This is a genomic window from Streptomyces sp. NPDC017095 (genome assembly GCF_044332325.1).
GTDB lineage: Bacteria > Actinomycetota > Actinomycetes > Streptomycetales > Streptomycetaceae > Streptomyces.
Map to the genome: position 1 here is coordinate 199,321 of NZ_JBIROU010000014.1, position 23,099 is coordinate 222,419.

Below are 23,099 nucleotides of genomic sequence, written 5' to 3' on the forward strand. Positions count from 1 at the left end.
GCGGGCAGGACGGTTCTCACGGTGGTCACGGCGGTCGGTGTGCTGGCCGGTGCGGCCCTGGCGGGCGCGGCGCCCGCCGGGGCCGCACCGGCGGGCCGGCGGATCGCGCCGGGCGTCACCTACCGGCAGTTCGACGTCGACGCGGCGGCGGGCACGGCCCGCGTCCACCTGCTCACGGTGGACCTGGCCGACCCGCACGTCCGCGTCGGCCTGCTGTATCCGGGCACGGTGGCGGCCCGGGCGACCGTCTCCCGGCTGGCGGACTCGGCCGGCGCGGTCGCCGGGGTGAACGGCGACTTCTTCCACATCACCGAGACCCAGCACCCGGGCGTGCCGGCCACCGGCGCGGCCGTCGGACCGGCCGTGGCGGACGGGCAGCTGCTCAAGGCGGCGGTGCCGAAGGGCCAGCGGTTCGGGCCCGCGCTGCCGCCGGGCACCGACACCCGGGACGTGTTCGGTGTGGGCACCGACGGGCGGGCCCGCCTGGACCGCCTCTCCCTCGTCGGCTCGGTCGGCACACCGGACGGGAAGCTGCCGCTGAAGGGCCTCAACCAGTACGCGCTCCCGGTGAACTCCGTCGGCGCGTTCACCGCGCGCTGGGGCAGCGCCTCCCGGATGCGCGCCGTGTGCGGCACCGACAGCCAGCGGTCGGCGCCGTGCAGCGACGACACGTACGAGGTGACGGTGCGCGGCGGCCGGGTCGTCTCCGCCGCCGGCGCCCCGGGCAGCGGGGCGATCCCCGCGGACACCACCGTCCTGGTGGGCCGCGAGGAGGGCGCGCGGCGACTGCGCGAACTGTCCCTGGGCGATCCGGTGGACGTCACGCACACCGGGGAGGCGGCCTCGTCCGGGGTGCCGTACGCGTTCGCGATCGGCGGGTTCCCGGTCCTGCGGGGCGGCGCCCCGCTGTCCGGCCTGGACGGCGAGACCTCGGCGGTGCGCACGGCCGTGGGCATCAAGGGCGGCGGCCGGCACCTGCTGCTCCTGGCGCTGGACGGGGCCGCGGCCTACCGCGGCGGACTGACCGTCGCGGAGGAGGCGGACGTCATGCGGTCGCTGGGCGCCTCCGACGCCTTCAACCTCGACGGCGGCGGCTCCACGGAGCTGGTGACCCGCGAGGACGACGCCGCCGCCGTGACCGTGCGCAGCCATCCCAGCGGCGGGGCCGAACGCCCAGTGCCCAACGGCATCGGCGTGTTCTCCGCCGGCTGAGGCAGGCCGGGTCAGGGCCGCAGGCTGCTCACCAGGTCGGCGGTGGCGGTGAGTCCGCCGTGGATGGTGGGCGCCATGCTGGTGCCGGCCAGGCAGAAGCCGAGCAGCATGCAGACCAGGGCGTGGGAGACCTTCAGCGCCCCGCAGCGCATGAAGATCACGGCCAGGATCAGCAGCAGCAGCACCACAGAGATGGAAATGGCCATCGGAACCTCCTCCGCCACGCCCGGTGTGCGGCGTTCGGCCGCAAGTGTGGCGTAGCGGAGGGTTCGTCCGGGTCGCTGACGTGTCCGCCGAACGTGTGGTCTTGGGCGTCTTGGGCGGACCGCCCGGCCCGTGCCGCCGTGACGGAGCCCGCCCCCGGTCGGGAGCGGGCCTCAGCCGGGGCGGGTCAGGGTGCCTGGAGGTCGACCAGTCCCGCCAGCGCCTCGCGGTGGGCGCCCGCGGTTCCGTAGGCGATCGAGTCGGCCTTGGCCCGCTTCAGATACAGGTGCGCCGGGTGTTCCCAGGTCATGCCGGTCCCGCCGTGCAGCTGCACCGCCTCCTCGGTGGCGTGTACGGCGACGGGGCCGGCGTAGGCCTGGGCGACGGCCACCGTGATGTCGGTGTCCGCACCGGAGGCGAGCGCGTCGGCGGCGGCGCGGGCGGCGGCCCGGAGGTGGACGACCTCCAGCCACAGCCCGGCGAGCCGGTGCTTGAGCGCCTGGAAGCCGCCGACCGGCCGGTTGAACTGCTTGCGCTCCTTCAGGTACCGGACGGTCTCGGTCAGCGCCCAGTCGGCGACCCCGAGCTGCTCGGAGGCGAGCAGTCCGGCGGCGGCGCGCAGGGCCCGGCGTACGGCGGGCTCCGCGTCGCCGACGCGACGGCCGGGCGCACCGGCCAGCCGTACGGTCGCGGGCGGCCGGGTCAGGTCGAGGGGGGTCTGCGGGACGACCGTGACGGCGTCGGCGGCCACGGCGTACAGGCCGCCGTCGTCGGCCGGGACGAGCAGCACGTCGGCGACGGCCGCGTCCGCGACGCCCGTCAGCTCGCCGTGCAGCGTGCCGTCCGCCACCCGTACGGCCGGGAACGCGGCGGCCGGGCCGGTGTGCAGGCCGACCGCCAGGACGCCGACGGTCCGCCCGGAGGCCAGCCGCGCCAGCAGGTCGTCGTCGGCGCAGGCGAGCAGCGCCTCGGTGGCCACGACCGCGCTGGTGAGGTACGGCACCGGGGCGACGGCCCGGCCCAGTTCCTCCAGTACGACGGCCGCCTCGCGGTGGGTGGCGCCCTGGCCGCCCCGCTCCTCGGGCACCAGCAGCCCGGCCAGGCCCATGTCCTCGGCGAGCGACTTCCACAGGGCGCGGTCGTGCGGGGTGTCCGTCTCGGCGCGGGCGAGGACGTCGGCCGCCGTGCAGTGGTCCGTGAGCAGGTCGCGGACGGCGGCGCGCAGCGCCTCCTCCTCCTCGGAGTACAGCAGGTCCGTCATCGGGCGAGGTCCTTCCAGGCGACGTCCTTGTCGGTGCGCGGCTCGGCGGGCAGGCCGAGGACGCGCTCGGCGACGATGTTCAGCAGCACCTCGCTGGTGCCGCCCTCGATGCTGTTGCCCTTGGAGCGCAGATAGCGGTACCCGGCGTCGCGGCCGGTGAAGTCGACGTGCTCCGGGCGGCGCATGGTCCAGTCGTCGTACAACAGGCCCTCGGCGCCGCGCAGTTCGACCTCCAGGCCGCTGATCTCCTGGTTGAGGCGGGCGAACGCCAGCTTCATGCCGGCGCCCTCGGGTCCGGGCTGGCCGGCCACGAGCTGCTGGCGCAGCCGCTCGCCGGTGAACCGGGCGACCTCGGCCTCCACCCACAGCTTCAGCAGCCGCTGGTGCAGTTCGTGGGTGCGCAGTTCGGGGCGTTCGCGCCAGGTCCGCGCGACCGGGCCGATCATGCCTCCCTCGCGGGGCAGCGCCATGCCGCCGATGGCGACGCGTTCGTTGTTGAGCGTGGTCTGCGCGACCCGCCAGCCCTCGCCGACCGCGCCGAGGCGGCGGTCGTCGGGGATGCGGACGCCGGTGAGGAAGACCTCGTTGAACTCGGCCTCGCCGGTGATCTGGCGCAGCGGCCGGACCTCGACGCCCGGGTCGGTCATGTCGCAGACGAAGTAGGTGATGCCCTGGTGCTTGGGCACGTCCGGGTCGGTGCGGGCGATGAGGATGGCCCAGCGGGCGAGGTGGGCGCTGGACGTCCACACCTTCTGCCCGTCGACCACCCAGGTGTCGCCCTCGCGGACGGCCCGGGTGCCGAGCGCGGCGAGGTCGGACCCGGCGCCGGGCTCGCTGAACAGCTGGCACCAGACCTCCTCCCCGGTCCACAGGGGCCGCAGATAGCGCCGCTTCTGCTCCGGTGTGCCGTACGCGAGGATCGTCGGCGCGGCCATGCCGAGGCCGATGCCGATGCGCCGGGGATCGTTGCCGGGGGCGCCCGCCGCGTCCAGCTCGGCGTCCACGACGCCCTGGAGAGAGCGCGGGGCGCCCAGTCCGCCGAGGCCCTCGGGGTAGTGCACCCAGGCCAGGCCGGCGTCGAACCGGGCCCGCAGGAAGTCGAGGCGGCCGGTGCTGGCGGGAGGATGAAGCTCGAGCAACTCCCGGGTGCGGCGGCGCAGTTCTGCGGCGTCGGTCATGCGGCGGCTCCGTTCTCCAGGACGACGGCGATCCGGCCGGTGGTCACCCCGTCGGCGACCCGCTGCACCGCACCGGGCGCCTCGGCGAACGGCACCCGCTCGCTCACCAGCGGCCGTACGACGCCCCGGGCGGCCAGCTCGGTGAGCTGCTCGTGGCAGTGCCGGACCAGCTTCGGGTTCTTGGTGTTGTACAGGCCCCAGTGCAGCCCGAGGATCGAGTAGTTCTTCACCAGGGCGTGGCTGAGGGCGGGGCTGGGAATGGTGCCGCCGGCGAAGCCGACGACGACGATCCGGCCCTCGAAGGCGACCAGTTTGGCGGACTGGGCGTAGGCCGTGCCGCCGACCGGGTCGTAGATCACGTCGGCGCCCCGGCCGCCGGTGGCCTCCTTCACGGCGGCGACGACGTCCTCGGCGTGCCGGTCTACCACCACGTCACAGCCGAGATCCCGGGCGACGGCGGCCTTGTCCGGGCCGCCGACGACACCGATCACGGTGGCACCGGCCGCCTTGCCGAGCTGGACGGCGGCACTGCCCACGCCGCCGGCGGCGGCGTGCACGAGCAGGGTCTCGCCCGCCTGGAGGTGAGCGCGGCGGTGCAGCCCGAACCAGCCGGTCTGGTAGCCGATGTGCAGGGCGGCGGCCTCCGCGTCGTCCAGCGAGGCGGGCGCGGGCAGCAGGGCGCGGGCGTCGGCGAGGACGTACTCGGCGAACCCGCCGTGCGGCAGCACCGGGTTGGCGATCACCCGGCGGCCGTCCTCGGTCTCGCCGCAGACCTCCACGCCGGGCGTGAAGGGCAGCGGCGGGCGCACCTGGTACTGGCCCCGGCACAGCAGCGCGTCCGGGAAGTTGACGTTGGCGGCGCGCACCCGCAGCAGCACCTGGCCGTCACCGGGTGCGGGGCGCTCCACCTCGACCAGGCGCATCACCTCGCTCGGCTCGCCGTTCTCCTGCACTTGCCATGCCTGCATGCGGGCCTCCACGGGACTGCTTCGTCTGACCGGGTCCGACGGCATACTAAGCGGTCGCTTGCCGGTGAGGGAACAGCGACCGCCCGCCGATCGGGAACAGCGGTGGGTCACAGGCCGGGCACACCGGCTGGGAACAGCGGTCGCCCACCGGCCGGGAACACCGGCGGCACACCGGTCGGGAACAGCCGCCGCGCCGGCCGGCTCAGGTGCCGTCGGCCGTGTCCTCGCGGGCCGGCCGGGCCCGCACGTGCATCCGCTCCCCCTGCGGCCCGAACAGGCTCAGGAACTCCACCGGCCCCTCCCCCGCCGGCCCGAACCAGTGCGGCACGCGCGTGTCGAACTCGGCGGCCTCCCCCGGTGACAGCACCACGTCGTGCCGGCCGAGCACGAGCCGGAGCCGCCCGGACAGCACGTACAGCCATTCGTAGCCCTCGTGGGTGCGCGGGTCGGGCTCGGCGGTGCGCGGCGGCTCGACCACCTTGTACGCCTGGAGGCCGCCGGGCTGCCGGGTCAGCGGGAACAGCGTCCGCCCGTGCCGCTTGATCGGTTTGGCCCGCACCCTGGGGTCGCCGACCGGCGGGGCGCCGACCAGCTCGTCCAGCGGCACCTGGTGGGCCTGGGCGATGGGCAGCAGCAGCTCCAGGCTGGGCTTGCGCAGGCCGGACTCCAGCCGGGACAGGGTGCTCACGGAGATGCCGGTGGCCTCGGACAGCGCCGCCAGGGTCACCTGCCGGTCCTTGCGCAGGCGCCGCAGCCGCGGCCCCACCTCGGCGAGGACGTCGTCGGTACTCATATCCGCATTGCAGGTTCGGCAAACACGTTTGTCAATACGGCAGGGCGGGTGACGGCCGGGGCGGAGGCGGTCCAAGCAGGGAGGAACGCGGCCGGCCGCGGCTGCCGGGCCGGTGCCGCGCTCCCACGCGGAACGGCCGACGGCCGGTCTGGACGCGTCCGCGGGGGTGTGGACCGGGCCGTCGCGGTGCACCATGACTGCATGCTGCTGACCCGGCTGGCCCAGGTGTCCCAGGAGGTCGCCGCGACGGCGGCCCGGTCCCGCAAGACCGCGCTGCTCGCGGAGCTGTTCCGGGACGCGGAGGCGGACGACGTGCCGATCGTCATTCCCTATCTGGCCGGACGGCTGCCGCAGGGCCGGATCGGCGTCGGCTGGAAGGTGCTGGGACGCCCCGTGCCGCCGGCCGCCGAGCCCTCCCTGACCGTGCGGGACGTCGACGCCCGTCTCACGGAGCTGGGCAAGGTGTCCGGGCCCGGTTCCCAGGCGGAGCGGGCCCGGCTCGTCGGCGAGCTGATGGGCGCCGCCACCGAGGAGGAGCAGCGCTTCCTGCGCGGCCTGCTCACCGGCGAGGTCCGCCAGGGCGCCCTGGACGCGGTCGCGGCGGAGGGACTGGCCCAGGCGACCGGCGCGGCCCCGGCCGACGTGCGGCGGGCCGTGATGCTCGCCGGGTCGCTCCAGACGGTGGCCCGGGCGCTGCTCGGCGAGGGACCGGCGGCGCTGGAGCGGTTCCGGCTCACGGTCGGCCGTCCGGTGCTGCCGATGCTGGCGCACAGCGCGTCCTCGGTCGCCGAGGCGGTGCAGAAGCTGGGCGCCTGCGCGGTGGAGGAGAAACTCGACGGCATCCGGGTGCAGGTGCACCGGGACGGCGACACGGTACGGGTGTACACGCGCACGCTGGACGACATCACCGGCCGGCTGCCCGAAGTGACCGCCGCCGCGCTGGAGTTGCGGGGCGAGCGGTTCATCCTGGACGGCGAGGTGATCTCCTTCGACGCCGCGGGCCGGCCCCGCTCGTTCCAGGAGACGGCGGGCCGGGTCGGCTCCCGCACGGATGTGGCGCGGGCCGCCGAGGAGACCCCGGTCTCCCCCGTCTTCTTCGACGCGCTCTCGGTCGACGGCCGTGATCTGCTCGACCTGCCGTTCGCCGAGCGGCACGCGGAGCTGGCCCGGCTGGTGCCCGGGCCGATGCGGGTGCGGCGATCGGTGGCCGCGAGGCCCGAGGACGTCCCGGAGGCGGAGCGGTTCCTCGCCGCCACCCTGGCCCGCGGCCACGAGGGCGTGGTGGTCAAGGCGCTCGACGCGCCCTACAGCGCGGGCCGGCGCGGCGCGTCCTGGCTCAAGGTCAAGCCGGTGCACACCCTCGACCTGGTGGTGCTGGCCGCCGAGTGGGGCCACGGCCGCCGCACCGGCAAGCTGTCCAACCTCCATCTCGCCGCCCGCGATCCGGACGGCGGTTTCAAGATGCTCGGCAAGACCTTCAAGGGCATGACGGACGCGATGCTCGCCTGGCAGACCGAACGGCTGCTGGAGCTGGCCGTCGAGGACGACGGGTGGGTGGTGCGGGTGCGCCCCGAACTCGTCGTGGAGATCGCCTACGACGGCCTCCAGCGCTCCTCCCGCTACCCTGCCGGCGTCACCCTCCGCTTCGCCCGCGTGGTCCGTTACCGCGAGGACAAGCGCCCCGAGGAGGCCGATACCGTGGAAACCCTGCTGGCAGCCCACCCGGAGGTCAGGCCGTGACGGTGCGGACGACGAAGCGCAGCGCGGGACTGCTGTTGTTCCGGCACACCGGTGGGGGCCCGGAGGTATTGCTCGGCCATATGGGCGGCCCGTTCTTCGCGAAGAAGGACGCGGGAGCCTGGACCGTGCCGAAGGGCGAGTACGACGCAGGGGAGCCGGCCTGGGAGGCGGCCCGGCGCGAGTTCCAGGAGGAGCTGGGGCTGCCGCCGCCGGACGGCGAGGCCGTGCCACTGGGCGAGGTCGTGCAGTCCAACGGCAAGATCGTCACGGCGTGGGCGGTGGAGGCCGACCTCGACCCGGAGGCGATCAGCCCCGGCACCTTCACCCTGGAGTGGCCGCCGCGCTCCGGCCGGATCCAGGAGTTCCCGGAGCTGGACCGGGTGGCCTGGCTCGCCCCGGACCGGGCGCGTGCGCTGATCATCCCGGCGCAGGCCGCGTTTCTCGACCGGCTGGCGGAGCACTCGGGCTGACCAGGGCCTGTCGCGTTGCGCCGTACCGGAGCGCGCGCGAAGGTCGAGACAAGCCCGCTCCCAGGGAGGTCGGCCATGCCCATCGCGACGGTGAACCCGGCGACCGGTGAGACGCTCAAGACGTACGAGCCCATGGGCGAGGAGGAGCTGGAGCGCCGGCTCCAGCTCGCCGAAGCCACGTTCCGCACCTACCGGACGACCTCGTTCGCGGACCGCGCCCGGCTGCTGAACCGGGCCGCCGACCTGCTGGACGAGGACCGGCAGGAGATCGGCCGGATCATGACCACGGAGATGGGCAAGCCGGTCGCGCAGGCCCGCGCGGAGGCCGCCAAGTGCGCCAACGCCATGCGCTGGTACGCAGGGCACGCCGCGGACCTGCTCGCCGACGAGGAACCCGCCGAGGCGGACGTGCGCGACTCCGGTGCCTCCCGGGTGCGGGTGCGGTACCGGCCGCTCGGTCCCGTGCTCGCGGTGATGCCCTGGAACTTCCCGCTGTGGCAGGTCATCCGGTTCGCCGCGCCCGCGCTGATGGCCGGGAACGTGGGCCTGCTCAAGCACGCCTCCAACGTGCCCCAGACCGCCCTGTACCTGGAGGACCTGTTCCACCGCGCGGGCTTCCCGGAAGGCTGCTTCCAGACGCTGCTGGTCGGCTCCGCCGCGGTGGACGACATCCTGCGCGACGAGCGGGTGAAGGCGGCCACCCTGACCGGCAGCGAGCCCGCGGGCCGGGCGGTCGCCGCCACCGCCGGCGAGATGATCAAGAAGACGGTGCTGGAGCTGGGCGGCAGCGATCCCTACGTCGTCATGCCCTCCGCCGACCTGGACCGGGCGGCCGAGGTCGCGGTGACCGCGCGCGTGCAGAACAACGGGCAGTCCTGCATCGCCGCGAAGCGGTTCATCGTGCACACCGACGTGTACGACGCCTTCGCCGAGCGGTTCGTCGCGGGCATGCGGGCCCTGAAGGTCGGCGACCCGCTCGCGGAGGACACCGAGGTCGGGCCGCTCGCCAGCGAACGGGGGCGCACCGACCTGGAGGAGCTGGTCGAGGACGCCCGGCGTGGCGGGGCCGAGGTGCTGTGCGGCGGGCAGCGGCCGGACGGGCCCGGCTGGTTCTACCCGCCGACCGTGCTCGCCGGCCTCACCCGCGAGATGCGCGTCCACCGCGAGGAGACGTTCGGACCGGTCGCCACGCTGTACCGGGCGGCCGACCTGGACGAGGCCGTGCTCATCGCCAACGACACGCCGTTCGGGCTGAGTTCCAACGTGTGGACGCGCGACGAGGCGGAGGTGGAGCGGTTCGCGCGGGACCTCCAGGCCGGTGCCGTGTACGTCAACGGGATGACCGCCTCCCATCCGGCGTTCCCGTTCGGCGGCGTGAAGCGCTCGGGGTACGGGCGTGAGCTGTCCGGGCACGGAATCCGGGAGTTCTGCAACATCACCACGGTTTGGCAGGGTGCGTGAGGGCCGCGCGGCTACCATCCCGTTCTGTGAACCGCGAAGTGACCCTGCCTCTGATCGTCGACGACCGCGGTGCCTTGCAGGTGGCCGCGGCCGACGTGAGTAAGTTGTTGCGGACCGTGGGCGCGCGGTGGCTGCACCTGGTCGAGGCGGGCGAGCAGGGGCTCGACGAGGACACCGTGGCCGCGCTGACCATCGAGCTGGCCAAGCTGGCGGACCGCATCGACGTGGCGTGTATCGCCCACAGCAGCGGGGCGCCGTAGCGTTCCGGCCCGCAAACCACCACCGGCCTGCCACCGGGTCCCCGCCGCCACCGGGCCCCGGGACCGCCGAAGCCGGGCCCGGGGCCGCACCACCGCCATAGCCAGGCCCGGGGCGCACCGCCACCGCACCCGCACCCGCACCCGCACCCAGCCATCGGAGCTGGCTCGCCGGACGCCCGTCGTCCCCTCCGGCAGCTCGGGACTAACGGGCGGACCGGTGTTTTCGCTCGTCCGGGGGCAGGAATCGCCCTCCGGGCCGGACCGCCGCGTCCCCGGTTCGGAGTAATCCAACGCGAGATCATCGCCCTCCCGGGTGACGGTGGGTGCAGCACCCACAGGAGCGGACTCACCTTCTGACCGGTGGGCGACGGCCTTCCGGAACGCGGAACGCGGAAAGCAGGGACGGTTCATGGCGACTTTGTGCAAGCCCTCGGTGTCGGTCCCGGAGTATGTGATCACCATGGAGGAGACGCTGGAGCTGGCGCGCTCCCACCACGCGGACCACCCACAGCTGCCACTGGCCCTCCGGCTGATCGAGAACACCGGCGTCAAGACCAGACACATCGTCCAGCCCATCGAGGAGACCCTGAAGCACCCGGGCTTCGAGGAGCGCAACAAGCTCTACGAGGCCGAGGCCAAGGCCCGGGTCCCCGCGGTGATCCAGCGCGCGCTGGACGACGCGGAACTGCTCACCCGGGACATCGACGTGATCATCTACGTGTCGTGCACGGGCTTCATGATGCCCTCGCTCACGGCGTGGCTGATCAACGAGATGGACTTCGACAGCACCACCCGTCAGCTCCCGATCGCCCAGCTGGGCTGCGCGGCCGGCGGCGCGGCGATCAACCGGGCGCACGACTTCTGCTCGGCCTACCCGCACGCCAACGCCCTGATCGTGGCCTGCGAGTTCTGCTCGCTGTGCTACCAGCCCACCGACCTCGGCATCGGCTCGCTGCTGTCCAACGGGCTGTTCGGCGACGGCATAGCCGCCGCCGTGGTGCGCGGCCGCGGCGGCACCGGCGTGAGCCTGGAGCGCAACGGCTCCTACCTGATCCCGAAGACCGAGGACTGGATCGCCTACGACGTCCGGGCCACCGGCTTTCACTTCCTGCTGGACAAGCGGGTGCCCGCGACCATGGAGCCGCTCGCCCCGGCGCTGAAGGACCTGGCCTGTACGCACGGCTGGGACGCCTCCGACCTGGACTTCTACATCATCCACGCGGGCGGCCCGCGCATCCTCGACGACCTCAGCACCTTCCTGGAGGTCGAGCCGCACGCGTTCCGGTTCAGCCGGGCCACGCTCACCGAGTACGGCAACATCGCCAGCGCCGTCGTCCTGGACGCGCTGCGCCGGCTGTTCGAGGAGGGCGGCACCGAGGACCGGGCCCGCGGACTGCTCGCCGGGTTCGGTCCCGGCATCACCGCGGAGATGTCGGTCGGCCGCTGGGTGAACGGGGACGGGGCCGGGCGATGACGACGGCGCAGCCGGCGCTCGCCCGGACCCTGCCCCCGGTGCGGCACTGGCCGGCGCTCGACCTGCCCGGGACGCAGTTCGACCCGGTGCTGGCCGATCTGATGGCGGAGGGCCCGGTGACCCGGGTCCAGCTCCCGCACGGCGAGGGCTGGGCGTGGCTGGTCACCCGGTACGACGACGTGCGCAAGGTGGCCAACGATCCCCGCTTCAGCCGTGAGGCCGTCGTGGACCAGCAGGTCACCCGGCTGGCTCCGCACTTCATCCCGGAGCCGGGCGCGGTCGGCTTCCTCGATCCGCCGGAGCACACCCGGCTGCGCCGCTCGGTGGCCGCCGCGTTCACCGCCAAGGGCGTGGAGCGGGTGCGGGACCGGGCGCGGGCCGTGCTGGACGAGCTGGTCGGCGAACTGCTGCTCGGCGGCCCGCCCGCGGACCTCACCAGCGCGGTGCTCGGACCGTTCCCGATCGCGGTGATCTGCGAGCTGATGGGGGTCCCGGCCGCCGACCGGCACGCCCTGCACACCTGGACGGACCTGATCCTGTCGGCCGCGCACGGCAAGGACGTCAGCGAGCGGGCCAAGCGGGGGATGGCGGCGTACTTCGGCGAACTGATCAGGCTGCGGGAGGGCAGTGCGGGCGAGGACGTCGCCTCGCTGCTGGGAGCCGCGGTGGGCCGCGGCGAGATCACGCCGGCGCAGGCCGTGGGCCTCGCCGTCCTGCTGCAGATCGGCGGCGAGGCGGTCACCGGCAACAGCGGGCAGATGTTCTACCTGCTGCTGACCCGGCCCGGTCTGCTGGCGCGGCTGCGCGCGGAGCCGGGGCTGCGGTCCCGGGCCATCGACGAACTGCTGCGCTACATCCCGCACCGCAACGCGGTCGGTCTGTCCCGTGTCGCCCTGGCGGACGTGGAGATCGGCGGGGTCCGCATCCGCGCGGGCGACGCGGTGTACGTCTCCTATCTGGCCGCCAACCGGGACCCGGAGGTCTTCCCGGACCCGGAGGGCATCGACTTCGCGCGCAGCCCGAACCCGCACGTGGCGTTCGGCTTCGGCCCGCACTACTGTCCCGGCGGCATACTCGCCCGGCTGGAGGAGGAACTGCTGACGGACGTCCTGCTGGACCGGGTACCGGGCCTGAGGCTCGCCGTGCCGCCGGATCAGGTGCCGTTCCGGAAGGGCGCGCTGATCCGTGGTCCCGAGGCCCTTCCGGTGACGTGGTGAGCCGCCCCATGACCGAGACCGAGGGACTGTACGTGCCGCCGGGGCACGGCCGGGTCGTCGCGACCCCGGCCCAGCGGGTGACCTTCAAGGTCACCGGCACCCACTCGCGCATGGCCTCCACCTTCGAGGTGGAGGTGCCGCCCGGGTTCGACGTGGGCGCCCATGTGCACACCCGCAGCGAGGAGTTGTTCTACGTCCTGGAAGGCGAACTGGACGTCCTCGCCTTCGAGCCGCGCGTCCGCACGCCCGACAACTGGCGGAAGTGGGAGTCACGTTCGGGCAGCCGGGTGGTGCGCGCGACACCGGGCACGGTCATCGTCGTCCCCCCGGGCTGTCCCCACGCGTTCGCCAATCCGACGCAGACGACCGCGAGGATGTTCTTCCAGGCCTCTCCTCCGCCGGACCACGAGCGGTACTTCGAGGAACTGCTGGAGATCCTGGCCGACGGCGGCCCGCCGGACCAGGAGGCGATCGAGGCGCTGCGCGCGAAGTACGACATCGAGCAGCTCACGCCGCTGCGGCACAAGTGATCCGCGCGCCGGGGCGCGGGGCGCCGTGGCCGGCCGGGGCGGGCCGGCAGCCCGCGGCCCGCCCGCGCCCCCACGGCGCTAGCGGATGGGCATGCCGGACAGCGTCCGCGCGATGACGAGCCGCTGGATCTCGCTCGTCCCCTCGAAGATGGTGTAGATGGCCGCGTCCCGGTGCATCCGCTCCACCGGGTACTCCCGGGTGTAGCCGTTGCCGCCCAGGATCTGGATGGCCTGCGCGGTCACCTTCTTCGCGGTCTCGCTGGCGAACAGCTTGGACATCGACCCCTCGGCCGCGGTGAACGGCTTGCCGTTGACCGCCATCCACGAGGCCCGCCAGACCAGCAGCCGGGCGGCGTCGATCTGGGTGCGCATGTCCGCGAGCTGGAAGGCGATCCCCTGGTTGTCGATGATCGGCCGCCCGAACTGCTCCCGGGTCCGGGCGTAGTCGAGGGCGACTTCGTAGGCGGCCCGGGCCGTGCCCACCGCCATGGCGCCGACGGCCGGCCGGGAGGCCTCGAAGGTGGCCATCGCCGCGTTCTTCACCCGCTCGCCGCCCGCGGCCCGCGCCTTCTCCCGGGCCCGCGCGAGCCGCTCGTCCAGCTTCTCCTTGCCGCCGAGCAGGCAGGAGCCGGGCACCCGGACGCCGTCCAGGACGACCTCGGCGGTGTGCGAGGCGCGGATGCCGTGCTTCTTGAACTTCTGCCCCTGGGACAGGCCGGCCGTGCCCGGCGGGACGATGAAGGAGGCGTGGCCCTTGGAGCCCAGCTCCGGGTCGACGACGGCGACGACCACGTGGACGTTGGCGATGCCGCCGTTGGTCGCCCAGGTCTTGGTGCCGTTGAGCACCCACTCGTCCTTGGCCTCGTCGTAGACGGCGCGGGTGCGCAGGGAGGCCACGTCGGAGCCGGCGTCGGGCTCGGAGGAGCAGAAGGCGGCGACCTTGACGTCGTTCGGGTCGCCGTACATCTGCGGGATCCAGGTGCCGATCTGCTCGTCGGTCCCGTTGGCGAGGACGCCCACGGCGGCGAGGCCGGTGCCCACGATGGACAGGGCGATGCCCGCGTCGCCCCAGAACAGCTCCTCCATGGTCATGGGGATGCCGAGGCCGGTGGGGTCGAAGTACTGCTGGGCGTAGAAGTCGAGGGAGTAGATGCCGACCTTGGCGGCCTCCTGGATGACCGGCCAGGGCGTCTCCTCGCGCTCGTCCCACTCGGCCGCCGCCGGGCGGATCACGTCCGCGGCGAAGCCATGGAGCCAGTCCCGGACTTCCCTCTGTTCGTCGTTCAGCTCCATGGTGAACTCGGCCATGTCCCCTCCAGCGGCGGTGGTGCGATGTTACTAGCGGTAACGAGAGTCTGTTACCGACCGGTAGGAAAAGTCAACCGTTGATGACGGCTCGGCATCCCGTTCGATGCCGGGGGCGCCGTCAGTGTTAGTTTGCGCAGGCGTCACCGAATCAGCACGGGTGGGGAGACCACATGGACACCACACAGCGGACCGATCAGCAGCGGTCCGCCGACCGCCGACGGCGTGAGCTGCTGGAGGCCGCCGACCGGGTGGTGCTGCGCGACGGCCCACAGGCGTCGATGAACGCGATCGCGGCGGAAGCGGGCATCACGAAACCGATCCTGTACCGGCACTTCGGCGACAAGGGCGGTCTTTACGCGGCCTTGGCCAAACGGCACACCGACGCCCTGCTGGCCTCGCTGCGGGCGGCTCTGGACGCTCCCGCCGGCCGGCGCGAGCGGGTCGAGTCCACGCTGGACACCTACCTCGCCGCGATCGAGGCCCGGCCCCAGGTGTACCGCTTCCTCATGCACCCGGCGGAGGGCAGCGCCGGCGGGGACCACGGCTTCGACGTCGGCAAGCACTCCGTGCCGCTGCTGCGCAGGATGGGCGAGGAGCTGGCCCAGGTCATCGAGGAGCGGGTGGACCTCGGCCCGGAGAGCCAGCGGCTGGCCCGGGTCTGGGGGCACGGGATCGTCGGGATGATGCACGCGGCGGGCGACTGGTGGCTGGGCGAGCGGCCCTGCTCGCGCGGCGAGCTGGTGCGGTCCCTCGCGGACCTGCTGTGGGGCCGGCTCGCGGCCGCGGGGGACCGAGCGGGAGGTCCCGGGTTCTGACGGCCGGGCTCCGGCGTGCGGCCCTTCCGCACCCCGCCCCGGACAGGTCACCTCACCGGCGCCAGGGAGCCCGGTCGAGCTGCCGGGCCAGCCTGCGCCCGCGCCAGCCCGTGAGGCGGTCGGCGTACACCCGGCCCGCCAGGTGGTCGCACTCGTGCTGGAGGCACCGGGCGAAGAAGCCCGTGCCGTGGACCGTCACCGGCTCCCCGGTCACCGTGCGGCCCTCGACCACCGCGTGGTCGTAGCGCTCGATCCCGGCCTCCAGACCCGGCAGGGACAGGCAGCCCTCCGGACCCCGGACCACCACGCCGTCGGCCTCGGCCAGCCGGGGGTTCACCACATGGCCCAGGTGCCGCACGTCCTCGTCGTCGGGACAGTCGTAGACGAACACCCGCAAAGGCACCCCGATCTGATTGGCCGCCAGCCCGACCCCGCCCGCCGCGTACATCGTGGCGAACAAGTCCTCCACGAGCGCGGCCAGATCGGGACCGAAGCCGGTGACGTCCCGGCAGGGCTCGCGCAGCGCCGCGTCGCCGAACAGGGTGAGGGGCCGGACGCGCCCGCGGGCGCCCGGAATGGAACCGTGTCGCATGGCGGCAAGGGTACGGTTCGTTCAGCTCATGCCCGCCGCGCACGGTCCCGGGCCGGGATTCGGGTGTGTGCACGGATCTCGATAGGCTGAGGTCCACACCACGCTGCCGGATGGCCCCCAGGCGCGGCGCGTACGCAAGGAGGATCGAGAACTGATGGCAGGCAACTCGGACCCGCTCACGCCGCGGGCCAAGCTGGCCGTGACCGCGGGCAAGGCGGTCGCTGCGGCATCGCGCGCCGCGGGACGCGGCAGCGGGTCGGTGATCGGCGGCCGGGTCGCGCTGAAACTCGACCCCGACCTGCTCGCCCGGCTCGCCCAGAACCTGGACGTCGTCCTGGTCTCCGCGACCAACGGCAAGACCACGACCACCCGGCTCATCGCCGAGGCGCTGCGCGCCGCGGGTCCGGTCGTGTCGAACGCGCTCGGCGCGAACATGCCGGCCGGCATCACCTCCGCGCTCGCGGGCGGCTCGGACGCGAAGTTCGGCGTCATCGAGGTCGACGAGAAGTACCTGGCCGGGGTGGCCCGGGACACCGATCCCAAGTGCATCGCCCTGCTGAACCTCTCCCGCGACCAGCTCGACCGCGCCGCCGAGACCCGGATGCTCGCCGAGAACTGGCGCGAGGGCCTGGCCGGTTCCAAGGCGGTCGTCGTCGCCAACTGCGACGACCCGCTGGTGGTGTGGGCCGCGTCCTCCTCCCCGAACGTGATCTGGGTCGCGGCCGGGCAGATGTGGAAGGACGACGCCTGGTCCTGCCCGTCCTGCGGCGGTGTGATGCAGCGCCCCGGCGACGACTGGTTCTGCGGCGAGTGCGGCTTCCGCCGGCCCACGCCGACCTGGGCGCTCTCCGGCGACCACGTGCTCGACCCGCACGGGTCCGCGTGGCCGATCCACCTCCAGCTCCCGGGCCGCGCCAACAAGGCGAACGCGGCCTCCTCCGCGGCCGTCGCCGCCGTCTTCGGGGTGCCGCCGCAGGTCGCCCTGGAGCGCATGTACCAGGTGCAGGCGGTGGCCGGCCGGTACGACGTGGTCCAGTTCCAGAACCGCGACCTCAGGCTGCTGCTGGCCAAGAACCCGGCCGGCTGGCTGGAGACGTTCTCCCTGATCGACCCGCCGCCCGCGCCGGTGATCCTGTCCGTGAACGCGCGCGGGGCCGACGGCACCGACACCTCCTGGCTGTGGGACGTCGACTACACCCGGCTGACCGGCCACCCGATCTTCGTCGTCGGCGACCGGAAGCTGGACCTCGCCGTCCGCCTGGAGGTCGCCAACCAGCACTTCCAGGTCTGCGAGAACCTCGACCAGGCCGTGCAGATGTGCCCGCCGGGCCGGATCGAGGTCATCGCGAACTACACCGCGTTCCAGGACCTGCGCCGCCGCGTCGGCAACTGATCTTCGAAGGGCGATCACCTCATGAGCGACAACCAACTGCGGCTGGTGTGGATCTACCCGGACCTGCTGAGCACCTACGGCGACCAGGGCAACGCCCTCGTCGTGGAGCGGCGGGCCCGGCAGCGCGGCCTGGACGTGGCCCGGCTCGACGTGCGCAGCGACCAGCCGATCCCGACCTCCGGCGACATCTACCTGATCGGCGGCGGCGAGGACCGTCCGCAGCGGCTCGCGGCCGAGCGGCTGCGCCGCGACGGGCATCTGCACCGCGCCGTGGAGAACGGCGCGATCGTCTTCTCGGTGTGCGCCGGCTACCAGATCCTCGGCCACGAGTTCATCAACGACCTCGGCCAGCGCGAGCCCGGCCTCGGCCTGCTCGACGTGGTGTCGGTACGCGGCGAGGGCGAGCGGTGCGTCGGCGACGTCCTCGGGGACATCGACCCGCAGCTCGGCCTCCCCCAGCTGACCGGCTTCGAGAACCACCAGGGCGTCACCCACCTCGGCCCGACCGCCCGCCCGCTGGCCCGGGTCCAGATCGGCCGGGGCAACGGCACCGGGGACGGCACGGAGGGCGCGTACAACGGGACCGTCTTCGGTACGTACATGCACGGGCCGGTCCTCGCCCGCAACCCGCTGATCGCCGACCTGCTGCTGAAGCTGGCGCTCGACGTCAACGCGCTGCCGCCGATCGACGACCGGTGGTACGAGGCGCTGCGCGAGGAGCGCATCACGGCGGCGCAGCAGCCCGCCTGACCGACCGGCAGACCCGTTGCGGGGACGCATCCCACGGCAGTGCGCGGGAGCGTCCCCGCGGCCGGTTCTGCGCGTGGTCCGGCCGGCTCCCGGCGGGCCCGCCTGACGGCCTGCCCGCTCACATGTGCGGGCGCGTCCAGCAGGCGGACGCCCGCTACGGCGCGACCCCCTGCCGCCGGTAGGGTGACCCGGAATCCGCCGGACAACGTGGTCCGGTCACCCGGCCCACGTCGAGAAGGTATTCGGGCTATGCGCATTGGTGTCCTCACGTCCGGCGGCGACTGCCCCGGCCTGAACGCCGTCATCCGGTCCGTCGTGCACCGTGCCGTCGTCGACCACGGCGACGAGGTCATCGGTTTCCGGGACGGCTGGAAAGGCCTTCTGGAGTGCGACTATCTGAAGCTGGACCTCGACGCCGTGTCCGGCATCCTGGCCCGGGGCGGCACCATCCTCGGCTCCTCCCGGGTCCGTCCGGAGCATCTGCGGGACGGGGTGGAGCGGGCCCGGGGCCATGTCGCGGAGCTGGGGCTCGACGCGATCATCCCGATCGGCGGTGAGGGCACGCTGAAGGCGGCCCGGCTGCTGTCGGACAGCGGGCTGCCCATCGTGGGCGTGCCCAAGACCATCGACAACGACATCGCCGTCACCGACGTCACCTTCGGTTTCGACACGGCGGTGACCGTGGCGACCGAGGCGCTGGACCGGCTGAAGACCACCGCCGAGTCCCATCAGCGGGTGCTCATCGTGGAGGTCATGGGCCGGCACACCGGCTGGATCGCGCTGCACTCCGGCATGGCGGCCGGCGCCCACGCCGTGGTCGTGCCCGAGCGGCCCTTCGACATCGAGGAGCTGGCGAAGAAGGTCGGCGCGCGGTTCGAGGCGGGCAAGCGGTTCGCCATCGTGGTCGCCGCCGAGGGCGCCAAGCCGCGCCCGGGCAGCATGGACTTCGACGAGGGCGGCAAGGACGTCTACGGCCACGAGCGCTTCGCGGGCATCGCCCGGCAGCTGTCGATCGAGCTGGAGCAGCGGCTCGGCAAGGAGGCCCGGCCGGTGATCCTCGGGCATGTGCAGCGGGGCGGGACGCCCACGGCGTACGACCGGGTGCTGGCCACGCGGTTCGGCTGGCACGCGGTGGAGGCCGTGCACCGGGGCGAGTTCGGCATGATGACGGCGCTGCGCGGGACCGACATCGAGATGGTGTCGCTCGCGGAGGCGGTGTCGACGCTGAAGACGGTGCCCGGGGAGCGGTACGACGAGGCGGAGTGCGTGCTGTAGGAGCCGCGCCGCCCGGTGGGGCGCCGTTTCATGGTGTGCCGACCCCGGTCACGGGGGCGTCCGGTGCCGGCCGTACCCTGAGTGCGGACAGAAACCGCACAACCCCCACGAAACAGGAGCCGGCGGATGGATCACAGCGGGCACGGCATGATGACGGATCTGCCGCCGTTCACGCTGGGGCGGGGGCTCCAGTGGTCGGCGGATCCGTTCTTCCTCGTGGCCTGCCTGGCGGGCCTGGCCCTGTACGGCTGGGGCGTGCTGCGGCTGCGGCGGCGCGGGGACGCCTGGCCGGTGAGCCGTACGGTGTCGTACGTCGTCGGCGTGCTCACCGTGGCGCTGGTGATGTGCACCAGACTGAACGACTACGGCATGGTCATGTTCAGCGTGCACATGGTGCAGCACATGGTGATCAGCATGCTGTCGCCGATCCTCGTCCTGCTCGGCGCCCCGGTCACGCTGGCGCTGCGGGCGCTGCCCACCGCGGGCAGGGGCCGCACGGGCCCGCGCGAGCTGCTGCTGTCGCTGCTGCACAGCCGGTACATGCGGGTCATCACGCACCCGGTGTTCACGATCCCGCTGTTCATCGCGAGCCTGTACGCGCTGTACTTCACCCCGCTCTTCGACTTCCTGATGGGCTCCCGGGCCGGACACATCGCGATGATGGTGCACTTCCTCGCGGTCGGGGTGGTGTTCTTCTGGCCGATCATCGGTGTCGACCCGGGCCCGCACCGGCCGGGGTACCTGATGCGGATGCTGGAGCTGTTCGCGGGCATGCCGTTCCACGCGTTCTTCGGCATCGCGCTGATGATGGGGTCCACGCCGATGGTGGACACGTTCCGCAATCCGCCGGCCTCGCTCGGCATCGACGCGCTGACCGACCAGAACGCGGCCGGCGGCATCGCCTGGGCGTTCAGCGAGGTCCCGTCCGTGCTGGTGCTGATCGCGCTGCTGTTCCAGTGGTACCGCTCCGAGCAGCGGCAGGCCCGGCGCACGGACCGGGCGGCCGACCGGGACGGTGACAAGGAGCTGGCCGCGTACAACGCCTACCTGGCCTCGCTCGACGCCCGCCAGGGCTGAGCGGCCGGTAGCGCGCGGGCCGGAGCCGTCGGGTTCCGGCCCGCCGCCGTATCCCGTCCGGGCGGGAATCGGGGCACCATGGTCCGAGGCGGACCATGAGGAGGGTGGCGCGATGCCCGGTTCCACGAACGGTTCCACGAACGGATCCACCAGGACGATGGGGGCGCTGACGGTCGGCGGGCTGGTCCTCGTCACCGCCTACACGGTCGCGCTCGGCGGCAACGGCTGGCTGTGGTTCGGCTGGGTCGTGCTGGGACTGCTCACCCTGGCCCTGGTCGTCCTCGGCTCCTGAGCGGCGGCGCTGGCTACAGTGCCCGCATGAACAGCAGGACACCCCCGTTCGACGAGCTGGACCGCCGGATCGTCACCGCGCTCATGGCGAACGCCCGGACCAGCTTCGCGGAGATCGGCGCGGTGATCGGGCTGTCCGCCACGGCGGTGAAGCGGCGCGTGGACCGGCTGCGGGAGACCGGCGTGATCACCGGGTTCACGGCGACGGTCAGGCCCTCGGCGCTGGGCTGGCGCACCGAGGCGTACGTCGAGGTGTACTGCGAGGGTGCGGCCCCGCCCCGGCGGCTGGCGGAGGTCGTCCGCAACCATCCGGAGATCGCCGCGGCCATGACGGTGACCGGGGGCGCCGACGCGCTGCTGCATGTGCGGGCCCGGGACGTGGAGCACTTCGAAGAGGTGCTGGAGCGGATCCGCGCCGAGCCGTTCATCCGCAAGACGATCAGTGTGATGGTGCTGTCCCATCTGCTCCCGGAGAGCCCGGAGGCGGGCGCCGCCCACGCGGCACCCGAGTGAACGCCCGCGCACACGCAGCACCCGTGCGCCGACCAGGGAGACAACGCAGCGAAACTGCGCTGATGCGCAGCCTTTCGCGCTTGTCGTCCGTACGCCTCCTTTCCTACCGTGGTCTCACCCAGTGACACACAGGAGAGCGGAGGTAACCCTCTGTGCCCGAGCGTCGTGTGCCGCGTCCCCGGCGATTCCTCGTCTGCGAACCCAGACACTTCGCCGTCCAGTACGCGATCAACCCCTGGATGCACCCCGGCCGGCCCGTCGACGTGGACCTCGCCCGGGAACAGTGGCGCACGCTGGTCCGCGCCTACCGCGCCCACGGTCACACCGTCGACAGCGTCGAACCGGTCCCCGGTCTGCCGGACATGGTCTTCGCCGCCAACGCGGCCTTCGTGCTCGGCGGCCGGGTCTTCGGCTCCCGCTTCCACGCCCCGCAGCGCCGTCCGGAGGCGGAGCGCTACGAGACCTGGTTCAAGACGGCCGGCTACGACGTGTACCGCCCCCGGTCGGTGACCGAGGGCGAGGGCGACCTGGTGTGGACGGGCCGGTACGTGCTCGCCGGCACCGGGTTCCGCACCACCCGCGAGGCGCACCGGGAGGCACAGGAGTTCCTCGGCCACCCGGTGATCGGCCTGACCCTGGTGGACCCGCGCTTCTACCACCTGGACACGGCGCTGTTCGTCCTCGGCGACGACACCGTCTGCTACTACCCCGAGGCGTTCTCGCCGGGCAGCCGGGAGGTGCTGCGGCGGCTGTTCCCGGACGCGGTGCTCGCCACCCGCGAGGACGCGCTGGCGTTCGGCCTGAACTCCGTCTGCGACGGCCGGCACGTCTTCATCGCGCCCAGGGCCGAGGCGCTGGCCGCCCGCCTCGCCGGCCACGGCTATGTCCCCGTCCCCGTCGACCTGTCCGAGCTGCACAAGGCCGGCGGCGGCATCAAGTGCTGCACCCAGGAGATCCGCTGATGACCGCACCCGCGCGCACCCGTACGTCCGCCGAGCTGATCCGCGCCGAGGAGCCGGTCCTCGCGCACAACTACCACCCGCTGCCCGTGGTCGTGGCCCGGGCCGAGGGCACCTGGGTGGAGGACGTCGAGGGCAACCGTTACCTGGACCTGCTCGCCGGCTACTCGGCCCTCAACTTCGGCCACCGGCACCCGGCGCTGGTCGAGGCCGCGCACCGCCAGCTCGACCGGCTCACCCTCACCTCCCGCGCCTTCCACAACGACCGGCTGGCCCTCTTCGCCGAACGGCTCGCGGAGCTGACCGGCATGGACATGGTGCTGCCGATGAACACCGGCGCGGAGGCGGTGGAGAGCGGCATCAAGGTGGCCCGCAAGTGGGCGTACGACGTGAAGGGCGTCCCGGACGGCCGGGCGACGATCGTGGTCGCGGCGGAGAACTTCCACGGCCGTACGACGACCATCGTCGGCTTCTCCACGGACGAGACGGCCCGCGCCGGCTTCGGCCCCTTCGCCCCCGGCTTCCGTGTCGTGCCGTACAACGATCTGGCCGCGCTGGAGGCCGCGGTGGACGACACCACGGCGGCGGTGCTGATCGAGCCCGTCCAGGGCGAGGCCGGCGTGATCGTCCCGGACGACGGCTATCTCACCGGGGTGCGCGACCTGACCCGCCGCGCGGGCTGCCTGTTCATCGCGGACGAGATCCAGTCGGGCCTCGGCCGCACGGGCCGCACCCTCGCCGTCGAGCACGAGGGCGTCGTCCCGGACCTGGTGCTGCTGGGCAAGGCGCTGGGCGGCGGCATCGTGCCGGTGTCGGCGGTGGTGGGCCGGCGCGAGGTACTGGGCGTGCTGCGGCCGGGCGAGCACGGTTCGACGTTCGGCGGCAATCCGCTGGCGGCGGCGGTCGGCACGGCCGTGGTCGAACTGCTGGAGACCGGTGAGTTCCAGCGCCGGGCGGCCGAGCTGGGCGCGGTCCTGCGGGACGGGCTGACCGAGCTGGTCGGCAAGGGCGTGACCGGTTTCCGCGCGCGCGGGCTGTGGGCCGGCGTGGACGTCGACCCGGCGCTCGGCACGGGCCGCGCGATCAGCGAGCGGCTGATGGGCGAGGGCGTCCTGGTGAAGGACACCCACGGCTCCACGATCCGGCTGGCTCCGCCGCTGACCATCACGGCCGGGGAGCTGCGGTCGGCGCTGGCGGCGCTGGAGAAGGTGGTGGGCTGAAGCGGCGGGGGGGGGCCCGGGGGGGGCCCCCCCCCCCCCCCCCCGGGGGGCGCCCCCCCCCCCCACCCCCCCCACAACAAAAAAAAACCGAGGGGGGCCCGGGCGCAAGGGGGCCCCCAACAAAACAAAAAACAAGAG

General features: G+C 73.3%; 24 protein-coding genes. 17 read left to right on the top strand and 7 right to left on the bottom strand.

Going from position 1 to position 23,099, the window contains the following annotated elements; translation table 11 throughout:
- Positions 1-39 precede the first annotated feature (39 nt).
- Positions 40-1,212: a phosphodiester glycosidase family protein gene (locus ACH4OA_RS26500; protein ID WP_397971440.1), complete on the top strand. Its 1,173-nt coding sequence runs from the start codon at positions 40-42 to the stop codon at positions 1,210-1,212.
- Between the two features lie 11 nt (positions 1,213-1,223).
- Here the strand turns inward: ACH4OA_RS26500 and ACH4OA_RS26505 are convergent, their stop codons facing one another.
- The 5 genes from ACH4OA_RS26505 to ACH4OA_RS26525 form a co-directional block, all read right to left on the bottom strand.
- Positions 1,224-1,418 carry a hypothetical protein gene (locus tag ACH4OA_RS26505; protein ID WP_365871561.1) on the bottom strand — a complete coding sequence of 65 codons (195 nt, stop codon included), beginning with the start codon at positions 1,416-1,418 and terminating at the stop codon, positions 1,224-1,226.
- A gap of 185 nt (positions 1,419-1,603) precedes the next feature.
- On the bottom strand, positions 1,604-2,677 hold the full coding sequence (locus tag ACH4OA_RS26510) for an acyl-CoA dehydrogenase family protein (protein ID WP_397971410.1): 1,074 nt from the start codon (positions 2,675-2,677) through the stop codon (positions 1,604-1,606).
- Positions 2,674-3,855, bottom strand: a complete 1,182-nt coding sequence (locus tag ACH4OA_RS26515) for an acyl-CoA dehydrogenase family protein (RefSeq protein WP_365871565.1) — start codon at positions 3,853-3,855, stop codon at positions 2,674-2,676. The genes ACH4OA_RS26510 and ACH4OA_RS26515 overlap by 4 nt, the downstream gene beginning before the upstream one ends.
- On the bottom strand, positions 3,852-4,823 hold the full coding sequence (locus ACH4OA_RS26520) for an NADPH:quinone oxidoreductase family protein (protein ID WP_365871567.1): 972 nt from the start codon (positions 4,821-4,823) through the stop codon (positions 3,852-3,854). Before ACH4OA_RS26520 ends, ACH4OA_RS26515 begins: the two co-directional genes overlap by 4 nt.
- A gap of 202 nt (positions 4,824-5,025) precedes the next feature.
- Positions 5,026-5,616 carry a helix-turn-helix domain-containing protein gene (locus tag ACH4OA_RS26525; RefSeq protein ID WP_397971412.1) on the bottom strand — a complete coding sequence of 197 codons (591 nt, stop codon included), beginning with the start codon at positions 5,614-5,616 and terminating at the stop codon, positions 5,026-5,028.
- A gap of 201 nt (positions 5,617-5,817) precedes the next feature.
- Here ACH4OA_RS26525 and ACH4OA_RS26530 point away from each other — a divergent pair, with 201 nt between their 5' ends.
- From ACH4OA_RS26530 to ACH4OA_RS26560, 7 genes are all read left to right on the top strand, one after another.
- On the top strand, positions 5,818-7,356 hold the full coding sequence (locus tag ACH4OA_RS26530; RefSeq protein WP_397971415.1) for an ATP-dependent DNA ligase: 1,539 nt from the start codon (positions 5,818-5,820) through the stop codon (positions 7,354-7,356).
- Complete coding sequence (locus ACH4OA_RS26535) at positions 7,353-7,826, top strand: NUDIX domain-containing protein (protein WP_397971417.1); 474 nt, start codon at positions 7,353-7,355, stop codon at positions 7,824-7,826. Before ACH4OA_RS26530 ends, ACH4OA_RS26535 begins: the two co-directional genes overlap by 4 nt.
- Before the next feature lie 75 nt (positions 7,827-7,901).
- Positions 7,902-9,287, top strand: a complete 1,386-nt coding sequence (locus tag ACH4OA_RS26540; protein ID WP_397971419.1) for an NADP-dependent succinic semialdehyde dehydrogenase — start codon at positions 7,902-7,904, stop codon at positions 9,285-9,287.
- A 26-nt stretch (positions 9,288-9,313) separates the two neighbouring features.
- On the top strand, positions 9,314-9,547 hold the full coding sequence (locus ACH4OA_RS26545) for a DUF6213 family protein (RefSeq protein ID WP_184962473.1): 234 nt from the start codon (positions 9,314-9,316) through the stop codon (positions 9,545-9,547).
- Positions 9,548-9,956: 409 nt separating this feature from the next.
- Positions 9,957-11,021, top strand: a complete 1,065-nt coding sequence (locus ACH4OA_RS26550) for a type III polyketide synthase (protein ID WP_365871577.1) — start codon at positions 9,957-9,959, stop codon at positions 11,019-11,021.
- On the top strand, positions 11,018-12,238 hold the full coding sequence (locus ACH4OA_RS26555; protein WP_397971422.1) for a cytochrome P450: 1,221 nt from the start codon (positions 11,018-11,020) through the stop codon (positions 12,236-12,238). Before ACH4OA_RS26550 ends, ACH4OA_RS26555 begins: the two co-directional genes overlap by 4 nt.
- An 8-nt stretch (positions 12,239-12,246) precedes the next feature.
- Entirely contained in the window at positions 12,247-12,768 is a 522-nt protein-coding gene (locus ACH4OA_RS26560; RefSeq protein ID WP_365871581.1) for a cupin domain-containing protein, read from the top strand.
- Between the two features lie 78 nt (positions 12,769-12,846).
- On the opposite strand, the gene ACH4OA_RS26565 is transcribed toward ACH4OA_RS26560, so the two are convergent.
- On the bottom strand, positions 12,847-14,076 hold the full coding sequence (locus tag ACH4OA_RS26565; RefSeq protein ID WP_397971425.1) for an acyl-CoA dehydrogenase family protein: 1,230 nt from the start codon (positions 14,074-14,076) through the stop codon (positions 12,847-12,849).
- Positions 14,077-14,246: 170 nt separating this feature from the next.
- Here ACH4OA_RS26565 and ACH4OA_RS26570 point away from each other — a divergent pair, with 170 nt between their 5' ends.
- Entirely contained in the window at positions 14,247-14,891 is a 645-nt protein-coding gene (locus ACH4OA_RS26570; protein WP_397941485.1) for a TetR family transcriptional regulator, read from the top strand.
- 52 nt (positions 14,892-14,943) lie between these two features.
- Here the strand turns inward: ACH4OA_RS26570 and def are convergent, their stop codons facing one another.
- Entirely contained in the window at positions 14,944-15,483 is a 540-nt protein-coding gene (gene def / locus ACH4OA_RS26575) for a peptide deformylase (RefSeq protein ID WP_397971427.1), read from the bottom strand.
- Positions 15,484-15,637: 154 nt separating this feature from the next.
- Here def and ACH4OA_RS26580 point away from each other — a divergent pair, with 154 nt between their 5' ends.
- From ACH4OA_RS26580 to rocD, 8 genes are all read left to right on the top strand, one after another.
- Positions 15,638-16,876 (top strand): MurT ligase domain-containing protein, encoded by a 1,239-nt coding sequence (locus tag ACH4OA_RS26580; protein ID WP_365871589.1) that lies wholly within the window; start codon positions 15,638-15,640, stop codon positions 16,874-16,876.
- A 21-nt stretch (positions 16,877-16,897) separates the two neighbouring features.
- Positions 16,898-17,626: a type 1 glutamine amidotransferase gene (locus ACH4OA_RS26585; protein WP_397941481.1), complete on the top strand. Its 729-nt coding sequence runs from the start codon at positions 16,898-16,900 to the stop codon at positions 17,624-17,626.
- Positions 17,627-17,875: 249 nt separating this feature from the next.
- Entirely contained in the window at positions 17,876-18,901 is a 1,026-nt protein-coding gene (locus ACH4OA_RS26590) for a 6-phosphofructokinase (RefSeq protein WP_397941479.1), read from the top strand.
- Positions 18,902-19,027: 126 nt separating this feature from the next.
- On the top strand, positions 19,028-19,978 hold the full coding sequence (locus tag ACH4OA_RS26595; protein WP_397947150.1) for a cytochrome c oxidase assembly protein: 951 nt from the start codon (positions 19,028-19,030) through the stop codon (positions 19,976-19,978).
- Between the two features lie 112 nt (positions 19,979-20,090).
- Positions 20,091-20,270: a hypothetical protein gene (locus ACH4OA_RS26600; RefSeq protein ID WP_365875030.1), complete on the top strand. Its 180-nt coding sequence runs from the start codon at positions 20,091-20,093 to the stop codon at positions 20,268-20,270.
- A 26-nt stretch (positions 20,271-20,296) separates the two neighbouring features.
- Positions 20,297-20,782 (top strand): Lrp/AsnC family transcriptional regulator, encoded by a 486-nt coding sequence (locus ACH4OA_RS26605; RefSeq protein ID WP_397941476.1) that lies wholly within the window; start codon positions 20,297-20,299, stop codon positions 20,780-20,782.
- 152 nt (positions 20,783-20,934) lie between these two features.
- The gene (ddaH, locus tag ACH4OA_RS26610; RefSeq protein ID WP_365875034.1) at positions 20,935-21,744 is read left to right on the top strand and encodes a dimethylargininase; all 810 of its coding nucleotides are present in this window, start codon (positions 20,935-20,937) and stop codon (positions 21,742-21,744) included.
- On the top strand, positions 21,744-22,961 hold the full coding sequence (rocD, locus tag ACH4OA_RS26615; RefSeq protein WP_365875036.1) for an ornithine--oxo-acid transaminase: 1,218 nt from the start codon (positions 21,744-21,746) through the stop codon (positions 22,959-22,961). The genes ddaH and rocD overlap by 1 nt, the downstream gene beginning before the upstream one ends.
- The last annotated feature ends 138 nt before the right edge of the window (positions 22,962-23,099 follow it).